This is a genomic window from Sphingomonas phyllosphaerae (assembly GCF_029623345.1).
Classification (GTDB): domain Bacteria; phylum Pseudomonadota; class Alphaproteobacteria; order Sphingomonadales; family Sphingomonadaceae; genus Sphingomonas; species Sphingomonas phyllosphaerae_C.
Map to the genome: position 1 here is coordinate 1 of NZ_JAPYKH010000007.1, position 22,828 is coordinate 22,828.

The window sequence follows — 22,828 nt, forward strand, 5'->3', positions numbered from 1 at the left end:
GACTCGCTTGCGCGCCGAGGCCTTATTCAAGAATAAGCGGCGAGGGCTTCGATTGGAAATCGCATGTCGGTGAGTCTCGCACTTGCTCTGCTACAATCTGGAACTGCGTCCAGCGCGGTTGATTTCCTGATCCGTGGGCAGGCCCGCAATAAGGCGGAGAGAGCGCGGGCGTTCGTCACGCGGCTGTCAACTCGACAATCTGGCGATCTACCAATGGCGCGCTTCTCGGAGGAGGTTTGCGTCACGAGCCTGGGGCTCGACGCGGCGTCCGGACAGATGATCGTCGACGAAGTGAGTGCCGTCGCGAGAATGGCCGGCTTGAGGACGGGACAAACTGGTTGCTCTCCAAACCTGCTGGTCGCCTTTGTCGCAGACGGCCAATCCACCGCGCTCAGGCTCGCGCGTGCCGGGGCAGGTGCCATGAGGAGCCAGTCGTTGGCTGCCGTAAAGCGCATTATCGGTGAGGCGGGACAAGCGCGAGCGTGGATCGAGGTGGAGCCACGTGGGAGGGACGGAGAGCGGCCGATTTACTCTCCGGATCAGCCGACGATGATAAGAGGGCGATCCTTATCAAGGCTGTCATCCCCGGTGCGGATGGAGATCGTCAGCGCCACCGTGCTGATCGATCGTGACGCGATGCAGGGAAGGCCGCTGACGCAAGCGGCGCAATATGCGGCAATGCGCGCGCTGACCGGTGCGCAAGGAGGTGGCGCAGCAGCCGGCGAATCAATCCTCAGTGCATTCACAAGCAGCGATGATGTAGGCGCGCCGAAAACATTGACAGCGAACGACCGTGGCTACCTTCGAGGGCTGTACGCAGGCCGCGGTGACATAGCGGGTAACCTGAAGTTCAGTAGCCTTGTCAGCTACGTCCTTGATGAGAGAAGCAGTTTACCGGCGGGCGATCGAGCCAGGTGATGCCAAAGGTAAGCGTAAAGACCTCCTTGAACATGAGGAGGCGCAGCGTTGAAGATCTTACAAACCCTCTCGTCAGACGATGCTCCACAACACCAACAGTCATCCTCCGAAGCTAAGGTATGCCAGGGTGGCCAGCGCCCGAAAAAACTTAGGGTTGGGAAGTATGACCACACCGACGAGGTCTAGCGAAAGCGCGATAGTGAACGCCATCACGTCGACCAAAGGCTTTGCGGCGCGTCACGCGTGTCGGCCGCGGAGATAAATGGGCGTGCGAAGTTGGGAGCCGGGCAAGGCACCGGGAACGACCGCTTCTGGGTCAGCGTGGCAATGGTGCCGCCCTATCAATCAGACCTGCGTCGCGCAGCGCACGCCAGAAATCGACGGGAATTGGCTCCTTCAGGGCCGCCGTGTCCTCCGCAATGCGTTGCGGCCGGCTGGCGCCGGGGATCACCGCTGCGACTGCGGGATTGGCAAGCGAGAATTGCAACCCCGCGGCCTTCATGCTGACGCCGTGGTGATCGGCGATTGCCTTAATGGCGGTGACTTTGGCGAGGATCTCGGGGGAGGCGGGGGCATATTCGAAGTTCGGGCCGCCGACGAGCGCACCTGAGCTGTACGGGCCGCCGACGACGATGCCCAGGCCACGGTCGGCGACCTTCGGCATCAGCCGCTCGAGCGCGCGGTCATGGTCGAGCAAGGTGTAGCGACCTGCGAGCAGTGAGCCGTCGGGTCGTGGGCCATCGAGGTCGAGCAGCAATTCCACCGCCTCGACGCGGTTCACGCCGAGCCCCCAGGCCTTGATCGTGCCGTCGTCGCGCAGCCGGTCGAGCGCCTTGAAAGCACCAGTGCGCGCCTCCTCAAATTTCCCGATCCAGGCGTCGCCGTAGAAATCCTGCGCCAGGTCGTGGACCCAGATGATGTCGATACGGTCAGTCTGCAGGCGCTTCAGGCTGTCCTCGATCGAGCGCAGCGTCGCGTCGTGCGAATAGTCGTTCATGACTTTGTTCGGCCGGCCGTTGGCGAACACATTACCCTTCTCGCCATTGTCGCGCGGCGTCCCTTCGACCTCGTCCAGTACGATGCGGCCGACCTTGGTGCTGATGACGTACTGGTCGCGCGGCTTGTCTCTCAGCGCCTCGCCCATGCGGATCTCGGCAAGGCCCGCGCCGTAGAAGGGGGCATTGTCGAAGTAGCGGATGCCGTCGTCCCAGGCCGCCGCCACGGTCGCGAGCGCCTCGTCCTCGGGGATGGCGCGGAACATGTTGCCGAGCGGTGCGGCGCCGAAGCCGAGTTTCGAGGGGAGGATATCCTTGAGTGCCATGACAGGGGTCCTTGGGCCTGAATGCAAGTCAGCCGATTGCCAGCGGATCGAGCGTGAACGCGCTGCGCTCCGCAAGGTTGTTGACCGACGCGAGATGGCTCGGGAAATGCGCGCTCGCACGATGCGCAGCGAGCGCGTTGACGACCGTACGGCGCGCGTTGATGCTCACTGCACACTCCCGCTTCGAACATGAATGAACGTCGAAGATCGGGAAGCGACGAAGGTGGGGCGAATGACCGACACTGGGGCCAGTACGTGGCTCAGGAAGCCGCTAAACCTCAATACTCCGCTCCTCATTTCTCGCCCGTAGCCGCGAGTGCGATTGTTTGCGAGGTGACGATATGGCGACCCGCTGTGCCGTTGAGGGCCGCTTCGACCAGCAACCTCGCTACAGTTGCCGCAGGACTGACGCGGGCCGCGGCAGGGAGGATGGGCTCTATCGCTTGCAGCAGTGAGCCCAGGAAAGCTTCGGCTGGTCGATGCTCTCGACGATGACCGCTCAGGACACCGGGGCGTACCAGGGTCAGCGATTCGAAGCCGAGCAAGCCGACGGCGCCCTCAAGCTCGCCCTTTGTTTTTGGATAGGTGAAGCGGAACCGCGGATTGGCACCCATCGACGAGACGAGCGCGAAGCGAGTTGCACCAGCCTCCCGAACTTGGGTGGCGACCTCGAGTGAGTAGTCGAAGTCGATGGCGCGATAGGCGGCAGCGGACCCTGCGTTTGCCCGCGTCGTGCCAAGTGCGGAGATGGCTCCATCGGCTGCCCACCATTTGGCACCCTGCTGAAGGTCGTGGCTGGTCACAATCGGGTTATGCAGCTTTGAGTGCGGCGGGAGCGCGCGGCGTGTCGGTGCCACCACCTGCCGCACACGCTCGTCCGCGAGCAGCAGCGCGAGTGCCTCTGCCCCGATCATGCCGGTCGCGCCCGCCAAGAGTATGATCGTCACCGTCATGCCTCAGGAGCGGTTGGTCCGAAACCTGTAGGGCTATAGGCTTCGCGTAACATCACGCTGCCGCTCTAGCGGCGTCGAAGGCGGAGCGATTGTCCTCGATCTGCTCGATATGCGCTCCGGCCCACGTTCCGAGCTGCCGGATTGGATCCGCCAGTGACAGGCCAAGGTCAGTAAGAGCGTACTCCACCTGCGGCGGGACAGTCGCGCGCACCGTGCGCGTCAGCATGCCGTCACGCTCCAGAGCGCGCAGGGTGCGCGCAAGCATCTGCTGGCTGATGCCGCCGATGGCCCGCTTCATCTCGTTAAAACGCCGCGGCCGCTCCGTAAGCGTGAGCACGATCATCACCGTCCACTTGTCGCCGATCGAGCTTAGAACGCTGCTAAAACGACCGCACTCGATGTGCAGCGGTTCGGGGGTAGTCAGTTCCATGTGACCAGGTCCTAGCTATGTGCCTTCTGGGCGCGGCGCGTCAGGTCACATAGCTGGTGCAGGTCACATTTCCAGACCGGAGCAGACCGTATGAGAATCCTGCACATCGACGCCAGCGCGAGCAACGCGGAGACCTCGCACACTCGGCGCCTTTCGAGCGAACTGGTCGAGCGGCTCAAGGCCGACCACGCTGATGCAACGGTGGCGTACCGCGACCTAGTCGCTGATCAGCTTCCACACGTCGACATGACCATCCGACGTGCCTGGCTGCCAGAGAACGCCGACGACCCCACGTTGACGGAGACGCGAGGCCGTTCGAGGACGCTGGTCGAGGAGCTCAAGGCCGCCGATGTGCTGGTGATCGGCTCGCCAATGTACAACTTTACAGTCCCCTCGACGCTCAAGGCATGGATCGACCATGTCGCGATCGCGGGGCAGACTTTCAGCTACACCGCCGAGGGCCCGCGTGGCCTGCTGGCCGGGAAAGCCTATCTCGTGCTCTCGTCGGGCGGGATCTACTCGCAGGGATTATTCGCCGGCAACGACCATCTAGCGACCTATCTCGACGCTATCCTCCGCTTCTTGGGCATCAGCGATATTGAGACCATTCGAGCCGAAGGGATCGCGTACGGCCCTGAGCAGGACCAAGCCGCGATGCGGAGTGCATCCGAGCAGATCAGCTCCATATCGATGGCCGCGTGAAGGAGGCGAGCCGGGCCAGTACCAACCTGGCCCGGTGATGCCGCGCGCAGTCGATACGTTGCATCCCAAGCTACAACGAGGCTCCTGAGTGACCGCAGCCGGGTCTTCAGCTTGCCGGGAACGAAGCCGCGTTCGCTCGTCGGGACATCGAGCGAACATGAATGGATGTCTGAAGTCGGGGGACGCGAAACGGCGGCTGAATGTCGTCTTGTGGGTCGTTCTCATACAGCGGCTGATTTCACCCTAGCCCAAATAGCAGAGACGCCTTTTCCGAGGTTGACGGCGAGAGGGGCTGCCATAAGATTGTGACATGCCGGAGTCCCGCAGAACCCAGCCTGTACAGGCAACCTGTCACTGCGGTGCGATCACCATCAGACTGGCCGAAGCACCCGCAGAAATAACGCAGTGCAACTGCTCGCTATGCCGAAGTTACGGTGTGGTTTGGACGTACGTCGAATCGGACGAGATCAGCGTACCCGCCGATCTTCGGACTGACACATACGCTTGGAACGGCAGGCACGTCGATTTTCACCGCTGCAGCGTATGCGGTTGCGTGACGCATTGGACGCCGAAAGATGCAAAGCGCAGCGATCGGGGGATCAACGCCAACTTGTTGCCCGCTGACGTGCTAAAGTCCGCGCGACGCTGGCATCGCAATGGCGCTGGAACGGGCCAGTACCTGGACTGACGCGGAAGGGTGTCTTTTGACCGGCGGCCTCTGGTTAGAGGTGGCTCCACCGACGAAGCAAATGAACGAATGACTGCTTATGGGCGGCAGCTAAGGCCTCTCGTATGTCCACACATGGGGCGGAGAGGCACCTCGCGCGTTCCAGTTAGATCAACCCTCGTGCGCGTCCAGGAGCACGCGCAGCCTTTCGGCATCTGCGGGTGACGCGGGATTATAGATGATCATCCCCAGCTCCGGCCTGCCTTCGACAGCGAAGGAGGAGAACTCCATCGCGAGCAGCCCCGCATCGGGATGGTGAATCCGCTTAATGCCCTCTCCGTGAGCGACCACGTCGTTGTCTTGCCACAGGGCTGCAAACTCGGGGCTGATCCCGCATAGCTCACCCACCAGCTTCGTGACCTCCGGGCTGGCAATCGCGCCCGCCCGAGCCACGTCGGCGCGAAAGGCGCCGACGACGAAGCGAGCGATGCTTCCCCAGTCTTCATTTCGCCTGCGAACATGGTCGCTGCCGAACATCAGGCGGAGAATGTTGCGTCCGTCACGCGGCAGCTTTGCATAGTCGGTGAGCAGCACCGCCGCCGCGCGGTTCCAGCCTACCACATCCCACATCGCCGTTTTGATGATGGCCGGGCTCAACACCATTCCGTCCAGCACGCGCTGCAGCCGGGGAGTGATGCCGTCAACCGCCTGATAGCGCGCCTCGGGCAGACGCCCGAGTCCCAGCATGTACAGGTGCTCGCGTTCCGGTTCGGTCAGCATCAGCCCCTTGGCGATGCGGTCGAGCACGTCCGCTGACGGCGCGCCGCCGCGGCCCTGCTCCAGCCACGTGTACCAAGTCGGGCTGATATTGGCTCGGCTCGCCACCTCCTCACGTCGAAGTCCAGGCGTACGCCGCCGACCGCCGCTAAACCCGAGAGCCGCCGGATCGAGCCGGGTGCGACGATCGCGCAGATACGTACCGAGCTGGTTGGGCGCCTCACTAGCCATGGTCGATCCTGTTGGAGCTTATACCCCGATAAGATCACTGCTTTAACAGGTTTCGGCTGTCCGCGATATGCCGCTCTGACAAGAAGGAGACCCAATGTGCGTGTGTTCCTGACCGGTGCGACCGGGTTCATCGGCTCGCACATCATTCCCGAACTGCTCGGCCGCGGCCATCGGGTGCTCGGCCTGACGCGTTCCGACGCGGGCGCCAGTCAACTTGAAGCGGCCGGTGTTGACGTTCACCGCGGCGACCTCGACGCGCCTGCGACGCTCGTAAGTGGCGTGCAGGCGAGCGATGCTGTGATTCACTGCGCGTTTGACCACAACTTCGAGCGGTTTTTCGAGAACACCAGGAAGGATGCGCGCAACATCGCCGCCATGGGTGGGGCGTTGGCCGGCACGCAGAAGCCCATCCTGATCACCTCGGGCGTCGGTATCGGCACTCCGCTCGATGGAGGGCCGGCGACCGAAGACGTGCTCAACCCTCGTCACGCCAATCCGCGTATCGCAACCGAGCTCGCTGGCGCGGCGTTGACCGCGCAGCGCATCGACGTACGCACCATCCGCTTGCCGCAGGTGCACGACACCACCAAGGCCGGGCTGATCACGCCGTTGATTGCCGAGGCGCGCCGCGCCGGAGCGGTGGCGTACCTCGGAGAAGGGCAGTCGCGCTGGTCGGCGGCGCACGTCAGCGATGTGGCGAAGCTCTACGTCCTGGCACTGGAGAAGGGCCAGCCGGGCGCGCGTTACCACGCGTCGGCCGAGGAGGGCGTCACCGCCCGCGCCATTGCCGAGGCGATTGGCAAGGGCACCGGACTGCCGGTCCGCTCGGTCGCGGCAGACGAAGCGGAACACTATTTCGGCTGGATGACGACCTTTGCAGGCCTCGACATGACCGCATCGAACGCGTGGACCTGCGCGCGGCTTGGGTGGGCGCCGAGCAATCCCGATCTCCTGACGGACCTCGCCGGAATGGATCATGCGGCGCTCACCACCGGCTGATCGATCGCCGTTGTTCGCTGGTTGATCGGATCGTGGGTCGGCAAGCAACGGCGCTTTACGCGTGATAAGCCGCGTTCCTAGCTTCCTTCACAGATGAACGAGCGGCTGGATTCGGGAAGCCGCTAGGAGGCCGTGATTGTCGCTTACTGGGTCATTTGGCACGAGGGGGGGGACGGCCAGCGCCCAATGACAGATGCTTCTTGGTGCTCCGCTTTACAACGTCTGAGCCTTTGGCTTGCAGAGCTGCCCAAAGCTCGCAGGTGACTGCCATTCAGATCATCTAGGCGAAGCCAGCCTTCGCTGGTCACCGTGGAGCTAGCAATTGGGTGAGACGATCGGGATGGTCCGTCGCTGGTTTCAATCGCGGATAACGCAGGGGTCCCTGGTAGCGCAGGTGATACTCGGCGCGGCGGCGATCTTGCTCGGCCGTGAGCGTGATCGGCAGAGTATCCGACATCCGCACCGCGTCCAGGAGGCGCTCGGCCGTGAACGGCTCAGCCCCGACGGCCACAATCTTGGCTTGCGGAGCAAGCCCGGCGGTAAAGGCCGGTCCCTGCCACGACACCGCGCCGACATGCCCCTCCGCCGTCACCATCATTCCGAGCGAATAGCTGAGATCCACTCCGCCCAGCTCCGTCTCATGCTGGCGAAACGTCTCAGTTGGTACGTCGGCGTAGACGAGGTCCCAGCCTAGAGCCTTGAGGCCGACCGAGGTATCGAGCTCGTCGTGCGCCTCGAGCCACTTGGTCAGGAAGCCGGCCCATCCGGCCGGGACGACCGCCTCCAACGCGGCACACAGTGCTTCAAACGTGTAGGTCCGCGTCGGCGCACCTGGCGTCGCTCCCGCGAAGAAGGCGCTAGCGAAATCGTCGAGCCCGCGGCGGCTGCCGCTACGCTCGCGTAACCGCGCCTCGACCGCGAGCCACAGCAGGACTCCCTCGTCATAATAGTCTCGCCGACGCTGCCAGTCGCGCCAGGGCACGGGCTGGCGGAGCATGAAGGTGGGATAGGTGACGTCGTCGGCGAGAGGCCGCCAAGCACGTCCAGGCCGGTTTGATACCTCCGCCGCATCGAGCGCCAGCCTGTCCAACGTCTCCTGCGTGGTCCGCAGGCCAGCACGCGCGGCGAGCACGCGTCCCCAGAACTCGGTCTGTCCCTCATATACCCAGAGCAGGCTGCCGGACTGCGGGACGTTAGGCGTCGGCGCCCACAGATCGGCCGGCGTACGATACAGGCCGTTCCAAGCGTGCACGAACTCGTGCGGGAAGATGTCGCGATCGAGCAGCTGGTGCGACCAGTCGTTAAAATAGCCTGCGGGTAGCGTGATCTCGCTCGCGGTGCGATGCTCTGTGCCCCCGGTGGAAAGGTCATCGCCTAGACGGGCAATGAAATCGTACCGGGCGAATGGCGCGGCGCCGAAGACCCGCCGGGTCTGCGAGACCATGCGCCGGAGCGCGGCGGTCCGCTCAGGTGGGACGAGCGGCAGCGAGGCGCCAGCGACGAGTGCGGTGAGCGTCACTGGCACGTCTCCCGTCGCGAGCGACACGCGTGACGCTGACCGCGCGGCGTAGACGGGCGAGTCGAGCAGCGTCTCCAGCGATCGCACAGACAGGACGAGGCGCCCATCGGCGCCGCGTGCGAGGGTCGAGGGCGCGAGGTTCGTCAGATCGTCAGGCAGCGTTACCGTCGCGGCTACGGCGATGTTCCGTGCGTACCAACCGGCGGGGTAGAGGATGAGCTGCTGCCACGGCAGGACGATCAGGTCGCGTGTGAGATCGCCCGGCGCGGCGACGATCTGATAGCGCGCGGTCACGCTCGCCGTGGCGGACGGCACGTCAAGGTGGAAGGCGTGCGGATCGACCGGATCCCGGCGCCACGCCAGCCGGCGCTTTCCGGCAAAGACGGTCAGGCCCGTCAGCTTCGCAACGCTGAGACTGGGGCCATGGCTGGCGGCTTCCCAGCGCGGGTAAAGCAGCGTCATCGCGCCCGCCGCTTGGACCGGAATGACGACCTCCACCGTGTAGAGCTTGTGCGCGACGTCGGTGGCATCGACCGAGAGCGCGATCGTGCCCGCGAAGGTGTGATCGACGGGGCTCGGTACGCCAGCAGCCGGCAGGCGTTGAGTCGGTCCTTCCAAAACTTCGGCCGCAGCCGGTGACCAGAACAACGCCAAGCAGATGAGGCGCGCTGAGCTCATGGCGGTCAATCCGCTCCGGCGCTGATGCATCTGCCTCGTCACGCGGAGGCTCCGGTGCTCGGCAGGCGGTTGGGCATTCATCCGCATGTTACGAACGAAGCCGCCATGTCGAGAGGCGCTGGCGCTCGAACCTACCCGCAAGAACGTCACGCCGAGGCTCGCGGGAAGGAGAAACCGGCGCTCGCTGCCGCTCCGTCTCGCAGGATCGGGAGGCTTGTGGTTGGCCCGCCAGTGAGCGCGAAGATCGCGTTGGCGACGGCTGGAGCGATCGGCGGCACGCCGGGCTCCCCCATGCCGGTCGGCCGATTGGTCGATGGAAGGATGTACGTCTCGACCATGGGCATCTCATTCATGCGAATGACGGGATAGCTGTCGAAGTTGGTCTCCTGCACGATCCCGTTCTTCAGCGTCATGGCGCCGTAAAGAGCGGCGGAAAGCCCGAAGCCGATACCACCTTCCATCTGCGCCACAATCTGGTCTGGCGAGATCGCGATCCCGCAGTCGACGACCGCGACAACCCGCCGGACCACCGGTCTGCCCACATCGACGCGAACCTCCGCGAGCTGGCCGACCACGGTACCGAAACACTCGTGGATGGCCAGGCCGCGAGCCCAGCCGGACTCGATCGCCGCGCCCCAGCCTCCTCTGCTGCAGAGCGCATCGAGCACGGCGAGATGTCGCTTGGCGTGCGCGCGGCGATAGAGGGCCCGGCGATAATCTGCCGGATCCCGATCGAGCCGACGCGCGAGCTGGTCGACGATATGCTCCATCACCATGGCGTTGTGCGAGTGGCCGACAGAACGCCAGAAGGCGACCGGTACCGGGAAGGTAGGAGAGTAGACCTTCCCGTCGATGACCTTGGCAGCGGCGAGATACGGCGATTGCGCGACGCCTTCGACCGCCAGGGCATTGGGTCCGAGCGGCAGCAGGGGTTGCGAGACGGTGCGGTGTCGCCAGCGTGCCGGGAAGCCGTCCTCTCCGACGTCGACCAGCACACGGTGGTGGCTCATCGGCCGGAAGAAGCCGGACGATAGCTCGTCCTCGCGGGTCCAGATCAGCTTGATCGGCCGCCGCGGCATCCGCTTCGCGATCCGCACGCACTCGACGAGATAGTCGGCGCCCATGATCCCGCGCCGGCCGAAGGAACCGCCGGCGGGTACCACGTCGATGTCGACGCGACCAGGGATGGTAAGCGCGACGCGTGCGGCTTGCACCTGGTCGACGGTCGCGAGATGGGAGCCGGAGATGATCTTCACGTCCCAACCATCGACCTGAGCGACGCAGTCGAGACTCTCCATCGGTGCGTGCGCAAGATAGGGAAAGTCGAAGCTGAACTCGATCGCCTGTGCGGAAAATACTTCCTTCGGATCGTCTCCCTTGCTGTGGAAGTCGGCTGGATCGACGTCGGTGCGACCTGCGGCGATGTCGTGGAAGTAGCGGACGAGGTCGGCGGTGGAGCGCTTCTCCGCCTCGCTGTCATCCCACTCGAGGGTGAGCGCATCCCGCCCCTGACGCGCGGCAAAGGTGTTTGTCGCCACCACGGCGACACCCGTCTCGATCGCGAAGACGTCGGCGACGCCCTTCACCTTGCGTGCCGCGGTTGCATCGTATCGCGCGAGACGGCCACCGAAGCGCGGGCTGTGGGCGACCATCGCGACGAGCATGTCGGGCAGATGGACGTCCTGCGTGTAGACCTGCGCGCCGGTGCTTTTCGGCAGGCTGTCCTTGCGCCGCACGCGGTCCGTGCCGATCAGCCGGTAATCCTTGACCTCCTTGAGCGTCGGGCGTTGCGGCGCGGTTTGGCGCGCGGCGTCCGCGAGAAGCTCCGGAAAGGTCGCCGAGCGTCCCGATGCGCCGTGAGAGACGACTCCGTCGCGCACGTCGATCAGTCGCCGGGGCACGCTCCAGCGCATCGCCGCTGCCGCGACAAACATGGCACGCGCCGCGGCGCCGGCGTTGCGCATCGAATCCCAGTTCGTCGCAACTGATCGCGAGCCTGCCGTGATCTGCGGACCGTAAGCGCGGAAGTTGGCGCGGGCGCTGACGACCCGAACCCGGTCCCAGTCGGCATCCAGTTCCTCCGCGATCATTGCGGCCATGCCGGCATGGATGCCCTGGCCAAGTTCCTGCTGTTTGTTGACGATCGTCACCCAGCCATCCGGACTGATCCGGATAAAGGATCCGAAGGCGCTCTCCTCGGGCACGGGTCCACCGCCCGACAGGATCGCGCCTGCGGCCTGCATCGGGTGGGTGGCCGTGTAGCCGACGACGAGCGCCCCACCGGCCAGCGTACCGCTCAGGATCATCTTGCGGCGGGTCATCTGAAAGCGGCGTCCGGATGCCGGGGCGTCGATCACGAGCAATCTCCTGCTCGGCAAGGCGTCAGACCGGGCATGCAGCCCCCGTTTCCAACCATGCCGTGATGAGGGCGCCGAACGCTGCCTGAGAGCCGGGAGCGGGCTCCCGATTGCCGCCGGGGTGCCAGGCCCAGCCAACCAGCTCGTCCTCGGCCATATGGTGGAGGAGTTCGGCCCGGTTCAGGTGCGATCGGGCCGGGTCGAGGAGCTGTCGGCAGATCTCCCCCAACGTCTTGCCCTGCCAGGCCATTTCGATCGGCGCGAGCTTCCACTTCGGGTTGCCGGGAACGCCAGAGGCCTCGAAGTTGATGGCGCGGTGGCAGGTCGCGCACCGCATCGTCGGTGCACCGGCATCGTCCGGTCCTCGCGTGATCCACGGCATATGGGGCCGCATCGCCGCCGTCTGGGTCGGTCGATCGCCTCGCGGATGACAGTTCATGCAGCGCGGGTGCTCGATCACGCGTCCCGCCTCCTCGAACAGCGCGAGCGATCGCATGCTCGGGTCCGCGATCGACGCGAACGTCGACACCGGCCGCAGAGCCGAACCGGTCGATCGTGCCGGCGCAGCGACCAGCGGCTGCGATGACGGCAGCGCATGCGGGCGGAAGGCGATGGCGACGCCGAGCACGAGGAGCGCGACGAGCGACGCCAGGATCGAGAGACATCCGAAACGTCGGCGCTCACCGCTAGCACGTCGCCATCTCATGATTGGCGATGCCTCAGCTGTCCCGCGGCGTCGTGGATGCCGGCGCGGATCCGGTTGTAGGTTGCGCAGCGGCAGATGTTGCCGCTCATCGCCACGTCGATGTCGGCGTCACTTGGTGCGGGAATGGCGCGTAGAAGCGCCACCGCGCTCATGATCTGCCCCGATTGGCAGAAGCCGCACTGCGGCACGTCCCGCGCCACCCAGGCGTTCTGGATCGCCTCGACTTCGGCGCCCTTGCAGCCTTCGATGGTGACAATGGGCGATGCCGACGCTGCCTCGAGCGGAAACGAGCAGGAGCGGACCGGCTGGCCATCGACATGCACGGTGCACGCGCCGCATTGCGCGACGCCGCAGCCATATTTCGTACCGGTGAGCTTCAGCGTATCGCGAAGCACCCACAGCAAGGGGGTCTGGCCGTCTTCGTCGACCTGATGCGTCGCGCCGTTGACCGAAAGGGAGTACGCCATGACCTAGCCCGTCACGATGTTGATCATGGCGCGATGCTAGGCCGGGCACCACGCGCAGCGAACACCCGATCCCACGGAAAACTTGCCCGATCCTGTGGCCCGGGACGGGTGCAGCCCGTAGCCGATGATCACGCCACGAAGCTCGTTCCGGCAGCGTAGGGCGCCATACTCAAGAGGGCGATGAACGCGAACCTCACCTGCGCGTAGCCACGCACGTCCCGACGCAGGAAGATCGCCCGGGCGAAGCGGAGGTCCTCAGCCACTGTCATCGTCACACCCGCGACGACAGCGAAGATCGGCAGACACCACCATGGCGCTCCGGTCTGACCGAGCCTGAACGGCAGAGCGCCGACGACGATCAGATGGCCGACGCACCGCATTATGACCTCCGGCGCCGTGCTATCACCGAACGCGCCGCAGACCGGTTGGTCGCTCATCCTGTCATCCCGACCCGTTGCAGGCGGTAGACCGACGCAGGCGGAAGGTTGCGCAGCGTCGAACCCACTTTCTCGGCGATCAGGCCGAGCCGGTCCAGAACGTCATCCGGCACCGAGCAGCGGCTGCCGTAGGTGATCAGGTAGAAGGAGCCCGCCGGTCGCAGGGCGGTGAAGCTGGCCCGAACAATGCCCTCGACCTCGCGCGACGTCATGTTGCGAAGTCCGAGCCCGCACACCACGGCACCGAACGGCTGCGCAGCCGCTCGCCTGCCCAGATGAAGGTCAGCGGCATCGATGTTGAGGACCGTCGACGCTGGGAAACGGTCCTTCAGCAGCCTGGCGAAAGTTGGGCTCCGTTCGACCAGCGTCAGATCACGCTTGGCTACGCCCCTGCGGGTGAGAGCCCGGGTGAAGGCGCCGGTGCCCGGGCCGAGCTCGAGCACCGGCCCCGAGGCGCCATCGATCTCGCAGGTGATCAACGAAGCCAGCACTCGTCCCGACGGGGCGATGGCGGCAATGTCATAGGGGTGGCGCGACCACTCCACCAAGAACCGCGCCGCATCGGACCAGAAGCCGGACGCCGGTTCGTCGCCGGATGCTGAGCCTGCCGGGCGGAAAGACATGCCGGCGCGGCGATCCGCGCGGGCACGGCCAGTTCCTGCGGTTGCCAGCAGTTCCAGGCGTGAGTGTGTTCCGGCAGGACATATCCGGCTCAGGGCCGACAGTACCGAACGCCGGGCTCGGTTCATGATTGAGTTCCACAAACAGGGGAGGTCGATGCGCCGCGCGAGTGGCCGCGCGTCTTCGCCGGCGGGCGCGGTCAGGCGGCCGCTGTCGGAGAGACTAGTTGGAAGAGGGAATGGCTCGGATCGAGCGAGGTCGAAGGAAAGCGCACGCCCGCCATGACTTCGGACATCTCCCACAGCCGAGCTGCGACGCCTTCGTCCAGAGCCTGCGGCGGCACCTTGGCCGCGGTCGGGAAGCCCCGCAATTCACCCAGACCATCAGGTCCATAATAGCCGCCAGCCACAGCGTCGGGCGAGGTCGCGGCGTACAGCGTCGGCAAGGCGCCTTGCGCCACTGGCTGGAAGAGGAACGGCAGGAAGGAGCGAGCCATGCCGTGCGAACTCCAGCGCCCCGGACCGTTGTGCAGCAGATCGGTCCGCGAGATCCCCGGGTGCGAGGCGATGCTGGTGATCCCCCACGCGCCCGCGTCGCTGCGCCGCTGCAACTCGAAGGCGAAGATGAGGCAGGCGAGCTTCGACTGACTGTAGACCGGCATCGGCTTGTAGCGCGTCGCCGCGTTGAGATCGTCGAAGTTGATCGCGCCAGCCGCGGCCGCAACGCTCGACAAGGAAATGACGCGAGATTGTACGCCGGCCCGCAGCAGCGGCAGCAGATGCGCCGTCAGGGCGAAATGGCCTAGATAATTGGTACCGAACTGCAGCTCGACGCCGTCCGCCGTGGTCCGTCGCTGTGGCGGGACCATAATGCCCGCGTTGTTGATCAGGATGTCCAGGCTCTGTCGCTGTTTGCCCAGGCGATCAGCGAAGGCGGCGATCGACGCGAGCTCGGCGAGGTCGAGCGGCTCGAACCAGATCTTCGCACCGGTGATGTCGCGCCGGATGCGGTCCACTGCGGCCGCCCCCCTGGAGGGATCGCGGCCGGCCAGAATGACCTCGCAGCCGGCACGCGCCAGCGCAAGCGCATCCTCGAAGCCGAGGCCGCCGGTGCCGGTGACGACGGCGGAGCGACCGTTCTGCGACGGGATGTCGGAAACTGTCCAGCGGGTCATGGAACTTGCCTTTCACGAAGCCGGTGTCGGCGCCTGCTCCACAAGTTACGCTGATCCCGATCCTCCTCCATGCCGGATGCCCCATAAGACTTGCCCGATCCTGCGGGCGCTTCCGCGTGCAGGATCGGTATGCGCCCGACAGGACCGCTGCGGCTTACCTCGCCCCGTAGGCGACCAATGCCTTGTAGTTCATCACATCCTGCTTGGGCGCGACACCGAAGTGGCGGGAATACTCGCGGCTGAATTGGGACGCGCTTTCATAGCCGACCTGATAGGCAGCCTCGGACACATTGGCAGCCTCCGAGACCATCAACCGACGCGCTTCTATGAGCCGCAGCTGCTTCTGATATTGCACCGGCGTCATCGATGTCATCGTCCGGAAATGCTGGTGGAACGATGACAGGCTCATGCGGGCGACCTCCGCCAGCTGCTCCACGCGCAGCGTCTGGGCGAAATGGTCGCGGAGGTAGTAGATGGCGTTGGCGACGCGATCGGTATGCGAATCCGGCAGGGTCAGCTTGGCGATCTCGGCGCCGTAAGGTCCGGTCAGCAGCCAGTAGCAGATCTCCCGCATCACCGATGGATAGAGAATGTGGGCAGCATCCGGCGTCATCGCCATCCTGATGAGGCGCAGGACGCACTCGGTCAGCGGGACGTCGACCTGACCGACGAACACACAGGGGCCTGACGCGGGAGCGGGGCGCGGCGGGTTCGCCAGCTGCTGCATGACCTCCTTAAGCATCGCCACGTCGAAGTCGATGCTCAATCCCAGATAGGGTGTCTCGCAACTTGCGCCGATCATGCGACCGCTCGCTGGCAGCTCGACACTGACGACGAGACATTCCATTTCTTTGTAGATCAACGTCGTTTCGCCGAACAGGATCTGCTTGGCCCCCTTCAGCACGACGCAGAGCGACGGCCGGTAAATCCTGCGCATCGGCGGGATCTCTTGAAAGGCGCGCATGACGTGCACGCCGTTCATCGGCGTCTGGAAGTGCCCCTCGCCCCCGCCCCTCGACTTGAGGAACTCCTGCGCAGCATCGAGAAGCGCCGGCGGCGTGCGCCCCTCTCCGCTGCTGTGCGGTCCTGGCGGGGCGGCGTTCATTACCGCGTGGCTGCGCTCGTCTGCAGGAAAAGGCAAGATTTTCGCGGTATCGGGCATTCGGTTCACGGAACTGCTCCTGTAGCTTGATGGTGTCAGATCAAGATCAGGTGGCTTAGTTATGGCAGATAAACACAGGCGGTCAAGAGACCGCGCCCAACCTCCGGCCATAATCGCCAAGAGGAATTCCCGCGCCTCAAGGTAAGCGGCGCATGCCATTTTGTGATGGGAGCCATGACTGCTGTATACTCATCCTGCAGCACTTTCCATCGTGACCATTTGGCTGGGTTACCTGGCGCGCATCTCCGGTGCGCGTCACGAAACCAAACAAAGGACCATCCGATGCGCTTCATTCTTCCGTTCGTCGGCATTAGCATGACATGCCTGCCGTCGATCGTCGTCGCACAGGGAGCGCCGCCCAGCGATGCACCTCATGGCCAGGTTGCTCTCGGCGCAGGCGTCGCACCGGAATATGACGGCGCCAGCGACGTGCGGCTGATCCCCTTCGTGCTCGCCGACGTCCGCTGGCAGGGAATCAGTTTCGAGTTCCGCGGCCTGCGCGGCAGAGCGGACCTGGCCTCTGATCCGCGGCTCGCGATTGGGCCTGTGATCGGCGCACGACTTGATCGGAGCGACGCCGACGGCGCGGTCGGCCTTCTTCCCGAGATCGACACCGCGATCGAGGCGGGCGCCTTCATCGGCTATCGCTTCGACGGCGATCAGCTTGGCCAGGGATCGCTCCGGCTCGATCTGACCGCCGTGCACGACGTCTCGCGGACCCATAACGGGCTGCTCGCGACCGCCAGCGCCAGCTACGCTGCCGTCCGCAAGCCGGACACCTTCGTCACCGTGGATGTCCAGACGACCTGGGCGAACGCGGATTACTCGCGCACCTATTTCGGCATCTCGGCGGCCGACGCGGTCAGAAGCGGCCTCACGCCCTACCGGCCGGGCGCGGGCATGCGCGACGTGGGGGCAGGTCTCAGCGCCGGCCATTATTTCGATCGCCATCTCGGCCTGATCGCGCGGGCTGGTGCCACCTACCTCATCGGCGACGTCTCTGACAGCCCGGTCACCGATCAGGGCAGCCGGTGGCAACCGCTCGGTGGGGTCACGCTCTCCTATCGCTTCTGAGGTGAGATCATGCGCCGACCACCCGTCGTCCCTGCACCGCTCGCTCTACCGGTCGAGCGTTCGAAGCTCGCCTTCGCCGCGGGAGCGTGCTACCACCTGAGATCGCTGGTGGCAGCCGCCATCGCGATCGGCCGGATGCCGGGTGAACCTGCCGTCGTTCTGCGCGCCGGGCAGCGCTCTCTCCTGCTCGCCTTGCTCTTCGGCAGGAGGCGGCATGGGCCGCTCGCCGATCCGCGGCTCGAGGTCATCCGGGCGATCAGCGCAGCGTTGTCCAGGGGAGCCGACACCGTCCGCGCCGATCTCATCATGGATGCCGCCAGGGCAGGCTGGAGCCGGAACGATCTCGTCTCGATGTTTCCCACCCTGTCAGTGCGCGCTGCGTCATGATGGGCGGCGACCCGCTGGGCGAGGCCCTGTTGATCATCGCGCCACTCGGATTGGCTGGCATATTCTTGGTGACGCTATTGGAGCGGCTGATTCCGCTCCTGCCGTCCCAAGGGATCTTCGCCGCGATCGGCGTTGCCGCGGCGAATGGCTTGTGGTGCCTGCCGACGGCCATGCTCGCCTCGGTCGTCGGCGGCAGTGCCGGGGCGTTCGCGACCTACAGCCTTGGCGTGAGCGTCGCCGCTCGTGACGGTGGGACTGGTCGCATCCAGCGCGTCCTTCATCGGCGCGATCCGGCGGGGCGGTACCTCAGGAAGATTCGTCGCAGCAGCACCTCGCTTCCTTTCACCGCCCAGCTCATCCCGGGTGCGCGGCTCCTCGCGCCCATGATCGCGGGCACGATGATCCATGATCGCCGCAAGCTCGCCATCTCGGTCCTTGCGGGTCTCGCCGTTTGGAACATGGCCTTCATATCGCTAGGCTTCGTGATGGTTCGCGTGACAGGGTCCTCCAACACGACGGTGGTGACGCTCGGTTCCGGGTTCCTCCTCGGAGCGGTGCTGTTGTCGCGGCCGCTGGCAGCACGCTCGTTCAACGTGTTGCGATTGGTCGCGCGTCACCGATGATTGTGCTTTCACCAGTTATCTCAGACCTGCCTACCGGAGCTTCGAGCGATGATAGAAGATGCCGTGATCGTGATTACCGGCGCCAGCAGCGGCATGGGCGAGGCGGCGGCGCGCTACCTTGCCGCGAGAGGCGCCAAGGTTGTTCTCGGCGCTCGAAACGACGGCAAGCTTGGTACCATCGTGGAGGAGATACGCGCAGCTGGCGGGGCTGCCACCTGCCTGAGGACCGATGTCGTTAGTCTCTCGGACAATCAGGATCTGGTTGCCCATGCTATCGACACCTTCGGCCGCCTCGACGTTTTCGTTGCGAAAGCCGGGTCGATGCCGATCGGCCCGATGGATGCGCTGAGCGTCGACGACTGGAACATGATGGTCGACGTCAACATCAAAGGGGTGCTCTGGGCTATCGCTGCTACCCTGCCGGTCTTCCGCCGGCAGAAGGCCGGTCACTTCATCGCCGTCGCTTCCACCGCAGCGAGGAAGATCGTGCCCAACATGGCGGTCTATGCCGGCACCAAGGCTGCTGTCGTGGCGATCTGCGAGGGGCTTCGTCAGGAGGCTGCCGGAGAGCTACGGGTCACGACACTGCTCCCCGGATACACCGCGACGAACTTCGCCGAGCATATCCGTGACGATCGTCTTCGCCAGCAGATCACCGCAGCAGGCGAGTTTGCCATGTCTCCCGAAGCGATCGCCGCCGCGATCGCATACGCGATCGAACAGCCGCTTGAGGTCAATATCGGGGAGCTGGTCGTCAGGCCGACGGCTCAGGCTTGATCGTCTCTGGTGAGCTTGTCGGTGCTTCTCATGCGTCTGTGGCAAACCGTCTTAGCTCAAAATCGTATCGATCCGTTCCGCACGATCCGCCAGTCGGCCACATGATCCACCAGCGCGCGGAGTTTGAGCGGCATGTGGCGGCGACTGGGATAGAACAGGAAGAAGCCGGGAAGTGGCGGACAGAACGAGCCGAGCACCTCTCTCAGCTTCCCGCTGTGCAGCCACGGCGTGAATGTCTCGGACATGCCGATGGTCAGGCCGCTGCCGGCGAGCGCCATCTTCACCATCAGTGGCATGTCGTTGGTCGTCACCTCGGGCTCGACCTCGACCGCGAACTCGCGTCCGTCCTCGCTGAACTCCCAGCGATAGGGTGCCGTCCCGTCGGACGAACGCCAGCCGATGCAGCGGTGTCGTGTCAGCTCGCGCGGATGAAGCGGCGTTCCGGCCGCTGTCAGATAGGCCGGGGAGGCGACGACGATCTGGCGCTGCTCCTCGCTTACCGGCACCGCGATCATGTCGCGCTCGATTACCTCGCCGAGCCGCACGCCGGCATCGAACCCGCCCGCCACAATATCGAACCTGGAATCGGTCACGAGGATATCGAGACGTACCTGCGGGTGGGCGGCTCGAAAGGACGCCAGCAGGTCTCCCGACAGGAAGGTCTCCGCGATGGAAGACACCGCCAGGCGCAGCAGGCCGGCAGGCTTGCCTTCATGGGCGGCCGCGGCCGCAGCGGCCGCGTCGATCTCGGCGAGCGCCGGCGCGACGCGATCCAGCAGCGCTTCGCCTGCTTCCGTGAGCGCGACACTGCGCGTGGTCCGACGCAGCACCGCCACGCCCAGCGCGTCTTCCACCTTGCGGACGGCTTGGCTGACCGCCGACCGCGTGACGCCCAGCTGATCCGCCGCGCCGCTGAAGCTGCGGGCGCGAGCGACTGCCGCGAGGGTCGTGAGGGCGTTGAGATCGAGCTTCATTGTCCAGCCATGCTTACCGGACCATGCACGATTGCGGCGATAGTCTCGACCATTCTCGACACTTACGTTTCTGGCGAGTCAAGCGAGGCAGTGCGGACCGGCCGGCCGACGAAGGAACGCCGCCCGGAGGCCCGTCGCCAAGCAGGGTATGCGCCTACGTCCGGAAAGCTCAGCGACAAAGAAACTTTAAAGGAAGAGGCACATTATGATCCGTCCCTTCAAGATCGCCATCTCAGATGACCGCCTGAGCCGAATCCGGCAGCAGGTCGAGGACTTCGAGTGGCAGGATTTCCCCGACGCCGGCGGGTGGAGGTCGGGCGTCGGTCTCGGCGACCTTCGGCGCCTCGTGGACTATTGGCTGAAGACCTTCGACTGGCGTTCCCAGGAAGAGAAGCTCAACAGACGGCAGCATCACCTCGCTGACATCAATGGGCAAACGCTCCACTTCGTCAAGCAGAGCGGAGACGGCTCGCGGCCGCCGATCCTGCTCCTTCATGGCTGGCCCGGGTCTTTTCTCGAGTTCGAGGCGCTAATCGATCCGCTGACGGGAGATGGGCACGACGTCGTCGTTCCATCGCTGCCCGGCTGCGCTTTCTCGGGCCGTTCAGACGCGCCGATCGGGCCCCGGCGCACGGCCGCGCTGATGGATGGACTGATGCGCGAGCTCTTCCCAGGTCGGCGCTATCTCGTCCAGGGCGGCGACTGGGGCAGCGCGATCGGCGCTTGGCTGGCTCACGACTATCCCGATCGCGTCGCCGCGCTCCACATCAACATGATGACGGCGCAGACGGACGGCGTTGATCCCGAGACCGCCGAAGAGAAGGCCTGGGCGGAGCGCGTCAACACGCTGGCCGAGGAGGAGCGCGGCTACTTCCTCGAGCAAAGCACCCGCCCGCAGACGCTCGGCATCGCCATGTCGGACAGCCCGGTCGGTGTCGCCGCCTGGATCCTCGAGAAGTTCGGCGTCTGGGCGGACGTTCCCCGCGACGGCGCCGGCCGTCCCGACCTATGGGCTGCCTTCGACGAGGATCTACTCCTCACCAACATCATGCTCTACGTGGCGCCACGATCGTTCGTCACGTCGACGTGGCTGTATCGTGGGCGGGTCCTCGAAGGCTCTCACGTCTTCCCGGCCGGCTCGCGCGTGACCGTTCCCACAGGGTTCGCGGTGTTCCCCGATCCTGTCTTCCCGATCCCGCCGCGCTCGCTCGCCGAACGCAGCTACAGGATCGAGTCCTGGACGCAAATGGAACGTGGCGGCCATTTCGCGGCGCTCGAACAGCCCGATCTGCTGCTGGCCGATCTTCGTGCCTTCGTGGAGAACGTTCGGTAACGCCGCAGCCGCCGCTCTATCATGAGGCGGTCAGGACTGCTGAGGGGCGCGAAGGTGAAGGCGTTTGCCGACCTAATTGCCGCGAGCGCTCACGGCGCGAAAGCGCTATCGCTCGGATGCAAGGACGCGCTGAAGGCGGGAGGGCTGCTCGCGCGGGCGATTGTAGGGCCGGCGAAAATCTGTCGCGCGCTAAGGTTCGGCTACGGATTTCGTCGCAGCTTCGATGCGTCCAAAACGTCAGCAGAGGCGTCGATGTCTCGCTAAATCGATCGTTCGCTCGCCTGCCTGTCAGGCCAGCCGGATAGCTTTCGAGAGACCAAGAGCCTTAAACGCCGAGATGAACGGATGTCCGGAGTTGGACTGCCGGCGGCTGGTCCTGGATGACCGCTATTGGGTCTCCGTGGCGATCAGCGCGATGGACCCGCGACCGCATCAGCCGGTTTTCTCTTTCCAGCTTGGAGTCGAAGCATGCGCCTTATCGCCATCGAAGAGCATATCTTGCCAGTCGACGTCCGCGATGCTTGGGCCGATGCGCCGCCGCCGCACGATCCAGTTTCCGCTATCGCGGACATGGGGGAAACGGGTGAGCGCCTTGCTGACCTAGGCGAGGGGCGGCTAGCGTTGATGGACGAGCAGGGCGTCGACGTACAGGTGCTCTCGCTCACCACGCCGGGGCTGCACAACCTTGAGCCTGGACCAGCGGTGGAACTGGCTTGGCGGACCAACGACCTGATCGCCGACGCTTGCGCGCGCCGACCTGATCGCTTCCAGGGCCTCGCCGCACTCCCGACGTCGGATCCCGACGCGGCCCCGCGCGAGCTGGAACGGGCCGTCAGGGAGCTCGGACTAAAGGGCGCGCTGCTGTGTGGCCGCACGCGCGGCCGCCACCTCGACCACGCGGCGCTTCGCCCGATGCTCGCCAAGGCGGCAGCGCTCGGCGTGCCATTGTTCATCCATCCGCAAACGCCCGCCCCCGCCGTGCGCGAGGCGAGCTACTCTGGCATCGGTGAGCGGGCGGATCTGGCGCTATCCGCCTTCGGTCTCGGCTGGCACTACGAGGCTGGTTTGGAGTGGGTGCGGCTGGTCGCGGCGGGCGTGTTCGACGAACTGCCGAATCTCCAGATCATCCTGGGCCACTGGGGCGAGGTGGCGCTGTTCTATATCGAGCGGACCGGCGCCGTGCTGGACCGCGCGCTTGATCTCGACCGGTCGCTCGCCGAATGCGCGCGCCGCAACCTCTACGTTACGGGCAGCGGCATGTGGAGCGAAGGCTACCTCCGCCGCTGCTTGGAGATCGTGGGACCCGAGCGCCTGCTGTTCTCGACCGACTTCCCCTACCAGTATCGGCCTGGAGGCGAGCCTCGCCGTTTTATCGAGAGCATCGATCTCGACGGCGCTACACGCAACGGGCTGGCACACGGCAACTGGGAGAGGCTGAGCGGAGACGCGGGCAGCCGGAGCGATTGCGCCCCTCAGCAGGCGTGATTCCGACCTGAACCAACGTCCGCTTTCGAGAAGCGGCAAATGAGCGGATTGAGCGT

General features: G+C 65.1%; 23 protein-coding genes. 9 read left to right on the forward strand and 14 right to left on the reverse strand.

What is annotated here, in order from left to right; genetic code table 11:
• Positions 1 to 213 precede the first annotated feature (213 nt).
• Positions 214 to 918, forward strand: coding sequence for a hypothetical protein (locus QBJ89_RS08660; protein WP_277980118.1), 705 nt, complete (start codon positions 214 to 216; stop codon positions 916 to 918).
• A 316-nt stretch (positions 919 to 1,234) separates the two neighbouring features.
• On the opposite strand, the gene QBJ89_RS08665 is transcribed toward QBJ89_RS08660, so the two are convergent.
• The 4 genes from QBJ89_RS08665 to QBJ89_RS08680 all read right to left on the reverse strand — a co-directional run bounded on the left by QBJ89_RS08665 (position 1,235) and on the right by QBJ89_RS08680 (position 3,622).
• Positions 1,235 to 2,239: an aldo/keto reductase gene (locus QBJ89_RS08665; protein ID WP_277980307.1), complete on the reverse strand. Its 1,005-nt coding sequence runs from the start codon at positions 2,237 to 2,239 to the stop codon at positions 1,235 to 1,237.
• A gap of 28 nt (positions 2,240 to 2,267) precedes the next feature.
• Positions 2,268 to 2,408, reverse strand: coding sequence for a hypothetical protein (locus QBJ89_RS08670; RefSeq protein WP_277980119.1), 141 nt, complete (start codon positions 2,406 to 2,408; stop codon positions 2,268 to 2,270).
• Between the two features lie 124 nt (positions 2,409 to 2,532).
• A complete protein-coding gene (locus QBJ89_RS08675) occupies positions 2,533 to 3,192 on the reverse strand; it encodes an NAD-dependent epimerase/dehydratase family protein (RefSeq protein ID WP_277980120.1) in 660 nt (219 codons plus the stop codon).
• Positions 3,193 to 3,244: 52 nt separating this feature from the next.
• Positions 3,245 to 3,622: a winged helix-turn-helix transcriptional regulator gene (locus QBJ89_RS08680; protein ID WP_277980121.1), complete on the reverse strand. Its 378-nt coding sequence runs from the start codon at positions 3,620 to 3,622 to the stop codon at positions 3,245 to 3,247.
• Between the two features lie 90 nt (positions 3,623 to 3,712).
• Between QBJ89_RS08680 and QBJ89_RS08685 the strand changes: the two genes are divergently transcribed.
• Complete coding sequence (locus QBJ89_RS08685; RefSeq protein ID WP_277980122.1) at positions 3,713 to 4,324, forward strand: FMN-dependent NADH-azoreductase; 612 nt, start codon at positions 3,713 to 3,715, stop codon at positions 4,322 to 4,324.
• An 838-nt stretch (positions 4,325 to 5,162) separates the two neighbouring features.
• On the opposite strand, the gene QBJ89_RS08690 is transcribed toward QBJ89_RS08685, so the two are convergent.
• Positions 5,163 to 5,999, reverse strand: coding sequence for a helix-turn-helix transcriptional regulator (locus QBJ89_RS08690; RefSeq protein WP_277980123.1), 837 nt, complete (start codon positions 5,997 to 5,999; stop codon positions 5,163 to 5,165).
• Between the two features lie 96 nt (positions 6,000 to 6,095).
• On the opposite strand from QBJ89_RS08690, the gene QBJ89_RS08695 reads away from it, so the two are divergent.
• Positions 6,096 to 6,998, forward strand: a complete 903-nt coding sequence (locus QBJ89_RS08695) for an SDR family oxidoreductase (RefSeq protein ID WP_277980124.1) — start codon at positions 6,096 to 6,098, stop codon at positions 6,996 to 6,998.
• 304 nt (positions 6,999 to 7,302) lie between these two features.
• Here the strand turns inward: QBJ89_RS08695 and QBJ89_RS08700 are convergent, their stop codons facing one another.
• From QBJ89_RS08700 to QBJ89_RS08735, 8 genes are all read right to left on the reverse strand, one after another.
• On the reverse strand, positions 7,303 to 9,345 hold the full coding sequence (locus tag QBJ89_RS08700) for a peptidase M61 (RefSeq protein ID WP_277980125.1): 2,043 nt from the start codon (positions 9,343 to 9,345) through the stop codon (positions 7,303 to 7,305).
• The gene (locus QBJ89_RS08705) at positions 9,342 to 11,552 is read right to left on the reverse strand and encodes a xanthine dehydrogenase family protein molybdopterin-binding subunit (RefSeq protein ID WP_277980126.1); all 2,211 of its coding nucleotides are present in this window, start codon (positions 11,550 to 11,552) and stop codon (positions 9,342 to 9,344) included. Before QBJ89_RS08705 ends, QBJ89_RS08700 begins: the two co-directional genes overlap by 4 nt.
• Before the next feature lie 25 nt (positions 11,553 to 11,577).
• Entirely contained in the window at positions 11,578 to 12,180 is a 603-nt protein-coding gene (locus QBJ89_RS08710) for an Isoquinoline 1-oxidoreductase subunit (protein ID WP_277980127.1), read from the reverse strand.
• A gap of 74 nt (positions 12,181 to 12,254) precedes the next feature.
• Positions 12,255 to 12,725 carry a (2Fe-2S)-binding protein gene (locus tag QBJ89_RS08715; protein ID WP_277980128.1) on the reverse strand — a complete coding sequence of 157 codons (471 nt, stop codon included), beginning with the start codon at positions 12,723 to 12,725 and terminating at the stop codon, positions 12,255 to 12,257.
• Positions 12,726 to 12,853: 128 nt separating this feature from the next.
• Complete coding sequence (locus tag QBJ89_RS08720) at positions 12,854 to 13,162, reverse strand: hypothetical protein (RefSeq protein WP_277980129.1); 309 nt, start codon at positions 13,160 to 13,162, stop codon at positions 12,854 to 12,856.
• On the reverse strand, positions 13,159 to 13,911 hold the full coding sequence (locus tag QBJ89_RS08725) for a class I SAM-dependent methyltransferase (protein WP_277980130.1): 753 nt from the start codon (positions 13,909 to 13,911) through the stop codon (positions 13,159 to 13,161). The genes QBJ89_RS08720 and QBJ89_RS08725 overlap by 4 nt, the downstream gene beginning before the upstream one ends.
• Before the next feature lie 71 nt (positions 13,912 to 13,982).
• Positions 13,983 to 14,957 (reverse strand): SDR family oxidoreductase, encoded by a 975-nt coding sequence (locus tag QBJ89_RS08730; protein ID WP_277980131.1) that lies wholly within the window; start codon positions 14,955 to 14,957, stop codon positions 13,983 to 13,985.
• 154 nt (positions 14,958 to 15,111) lie between these two features.
• The gene (locus QBJ89_RS08735) at positions 15,112 to 16,119 is read right to left on the reverse strand and encodes an AraC family transcriptional regulator (RefSeq protein ID WP_277980308.1); all 1,008 of its coding nucleotides are present in this window, start codon (positions 16,117 to 16,119) and stop codon (positions 15,112 to 15,114) included.
• Positions 16,120 to 16,401: 282 nt separating this feature from the next.
• Between QBJ89_RS08735 and QBJ89_RS08740 the strand changes: the two genes are divergently transcribed.
• From QBJ89_RS08740 to QBJ89_RS08755, 4 genes are all read left to right on the forward strand, one after another.
• Positions 16,402 to 17,193 (forward strand): MipA/OmpV family protein, encoded by a 792-nt coding sequence (locus tag QBJ89_RS08740; RefSeq protein WP_277980132.1) that lies wholly within the window; start codon positions 16,402 to 16,404, stop codon positions 17,191 to 17,193.
• A gap of 108 nt (positions 17,194 to 17,301) precedes the next feature.
• Positions 17,302 to 17,580 carry a hypothetical protein gene (locus tag QBJ89_RS08745; protein WP_277980133.1) on the forward strand — a complete coding sequence of 93 codons (279 nt, stop codon included), beginning with the start codon at positions 17,302 to 17,304 and terminating at the stop codon, positions 17,578 to 17,580.
• Entirely contained in the window at positions 17,577 to 18,203 is a 627-nt protein-coding gene (locus tag QBJ89_RS08750) for a DedA family protein (protein ID WP_277980134.1), read from the forward strand. The genes QBJ89_RS08745 and QBJ89_RS08750 overlap by 4 nt, the downstream gene beginning before the upstream one ends.
• Before the next feature lie 63 nt (positions 18,204 to 18,266).
• Positions 18,267 to 18,980, forward strand: a complete 714-nt coding sequence (locus QBJ89_RS08755) for an SDR family oxidoreductase (RefSeq protein ID WP_277980135.1) — start codon at positions 18,267 to 18,269, stop codon at positions 18,978 to 18,980.
• Positions 18,981 to 19,036: 56 nt separating this feature from the next.
• On the opposite strand, the gene QBJ89_RS08760 is transcribed toward QBJ89_RS08755, so the two are convergent.
• Positions 19,037 to 19,954 carry a LysR family transcriptional regulator gene (locus QBJ89_RS08760; protein ID WP_277980136.1) on the reverse strand — a complete coding sequence of 306 codons (918 nt, stop codon included), beginning with the start codon at positions 19,952 to 19,954 and terminating at the stop codon, positions 19,037 to 19,039.
• 205 nt (positions 19,955 to 20,159) lie between these two features.
• On the opposite strand from QBJ89_RS08760, the gene QBJ89_RS08765 reads away from it, so the two are divergent.
• Positions 20,160 to 21,287: an epoxide hydrolase family protein gene (locus tag QBJ89_RS08765; protein ID WP_277980137.1), complete on the forward strand. Its 1,128-nt coding sequence runs from the start codon at positions 20,160 to 20,162 to the stop codon at positions 21,285 to 21,287.
• A gap of 468 nt (positions 21,288 to 21,755) precedes the next feature.
• The gene (locus QBJ89_RS08770) at positions 21,756 to 22,772 is read left to right on the forward strand and encodes an amidohydrolase family protein (protein WP_277980138.1); all 1,017 of its coding nucleotides are present in this window, start codon (positions 21,756 to 21,758) and stop codon (positions 22,770 to 22,772) included.
• Positions 22,773 to 22,828: the final 56 nt, after the last annotated feature.

Excerpts from the sequence above, each read along its gene's own strand:
- QBJ89_RS08690 (WP_277980123.1), bottom strand. The coding sequence starts at position 5,999 with ATGGCTAGTGAGGCGCCCAACCAGCTCGGTACGTATCTGCGCGATCGT.
- QBJ89_RS08750 (WP_277980134.1), top strand. The coding sequence starts at position 17,577 with ATGATGGGCGGCGACCCGCTGGGCGAGGCCCTGTTGATCATCGCGCCA.
- QBJ89_RS08720 (WP_277980129.1), bottom strand. The coding sequence starts at position 13,162 with ATGAGCGACCAACCGGTCTGCGGCGCGTTCGGTGATAGCACGGCGCCG.
- QBJ89_RS08770 (WP_277980138.1), top strand. The coding sequence starts at position 21,756 with ATGCGCCTTATCGCCATCGAAGAGCATATCTTGCCAGTCGACGTCCGC.
- QBJ89_RS08665 (WP_277980307.1), bottom strand. The coding sequence starts at position 2,239 with ATGGCACTCAAGGATATCCTCCCCTCGAAACTCGGCTTCGGCGCCGCA.
- QBJ89_RS08715 (WP_277980128.1), bottom strand. The coding sequence starts at position 12,725 with ATGGCGTACTCCCTTTCGGTCAACGGCGCGACGCATCAGGTCGACGAA.
- QBJ89_RS08685 (WP_277980122.1), top strand. The coding sequence starts at position 3,713 with ATGAGAATCCTGCACATCGACGCCAGCGCGAGCAACGCGGAGACCTCG.
- QBJ89_RS08730 (WP_277980131.1), bottom strand. The coding sequence starts at position 14,957 with ATGACCCGCTGGACAGTTTCCGACATCCCGTCGCAGAACGGTCGCTCC.
- QBJ89_RS08680 (WP_277980121.1), bottom strand. The coding sequence starts at position 3,622 with ATGGAACTGACTACCCCCGAACCGCTGCACATCGAGTGCGGTCGTTTT.
- QBJ89_RS08760 (WP_277980136.1), bottom strand. The coding sequence starts at position 19,954 with ATGAAGCTCGATCTCAACGCCCTCACGACCCTCGCGGCAGTCGCTCGC.
- QBJ89_RS08765 (WP_277980137.1), top strand. The coding sequence starts at position 20,160 with ATGATCCGTCCCTTCAAGATCGCCATCTCAGATGACCGCCTGAGCCGA.
- QBJ89_RS08740 (WP_277980132.1), top strand. The coding sequence starts at position 16,402 with ATGCGCTTCATTCTTCCGTTCGTCGGCATTAGCATGACATGCCTGCCG.
- QBJ89_RS08675 (WP_277980120.1), bottom strand. The coding sequence starts at position 3,192 with ATGACGGTGACGATCATACTCTTGGCGGGCGCGACCGGCATGATCGGG.
- QBJ89_RS08735 (WP_277980308.1), bottom strand. The coding sequence starts at position 16,119 with ATGCCCGATACCGCGAAAATCTTGCCTTTTCCTGCAGACGAGCGCAGC.
- QBJ89_RS08660 (WP_277980118.1), top strand. The coding sequence starts at position 214 with ATGGCGCGCTTCTCGGAGGAGGTTTGCGTCACGAGCCTGGGGCTCGAC.
- QBJ89_RS08725 (WP_277980130.1), bottom strand. The coding sequence starts at position 13,911 with ATGAACCGAGCCCGGCGTTCGGTACTGTCGGCCCTGAGCCGGATATGT.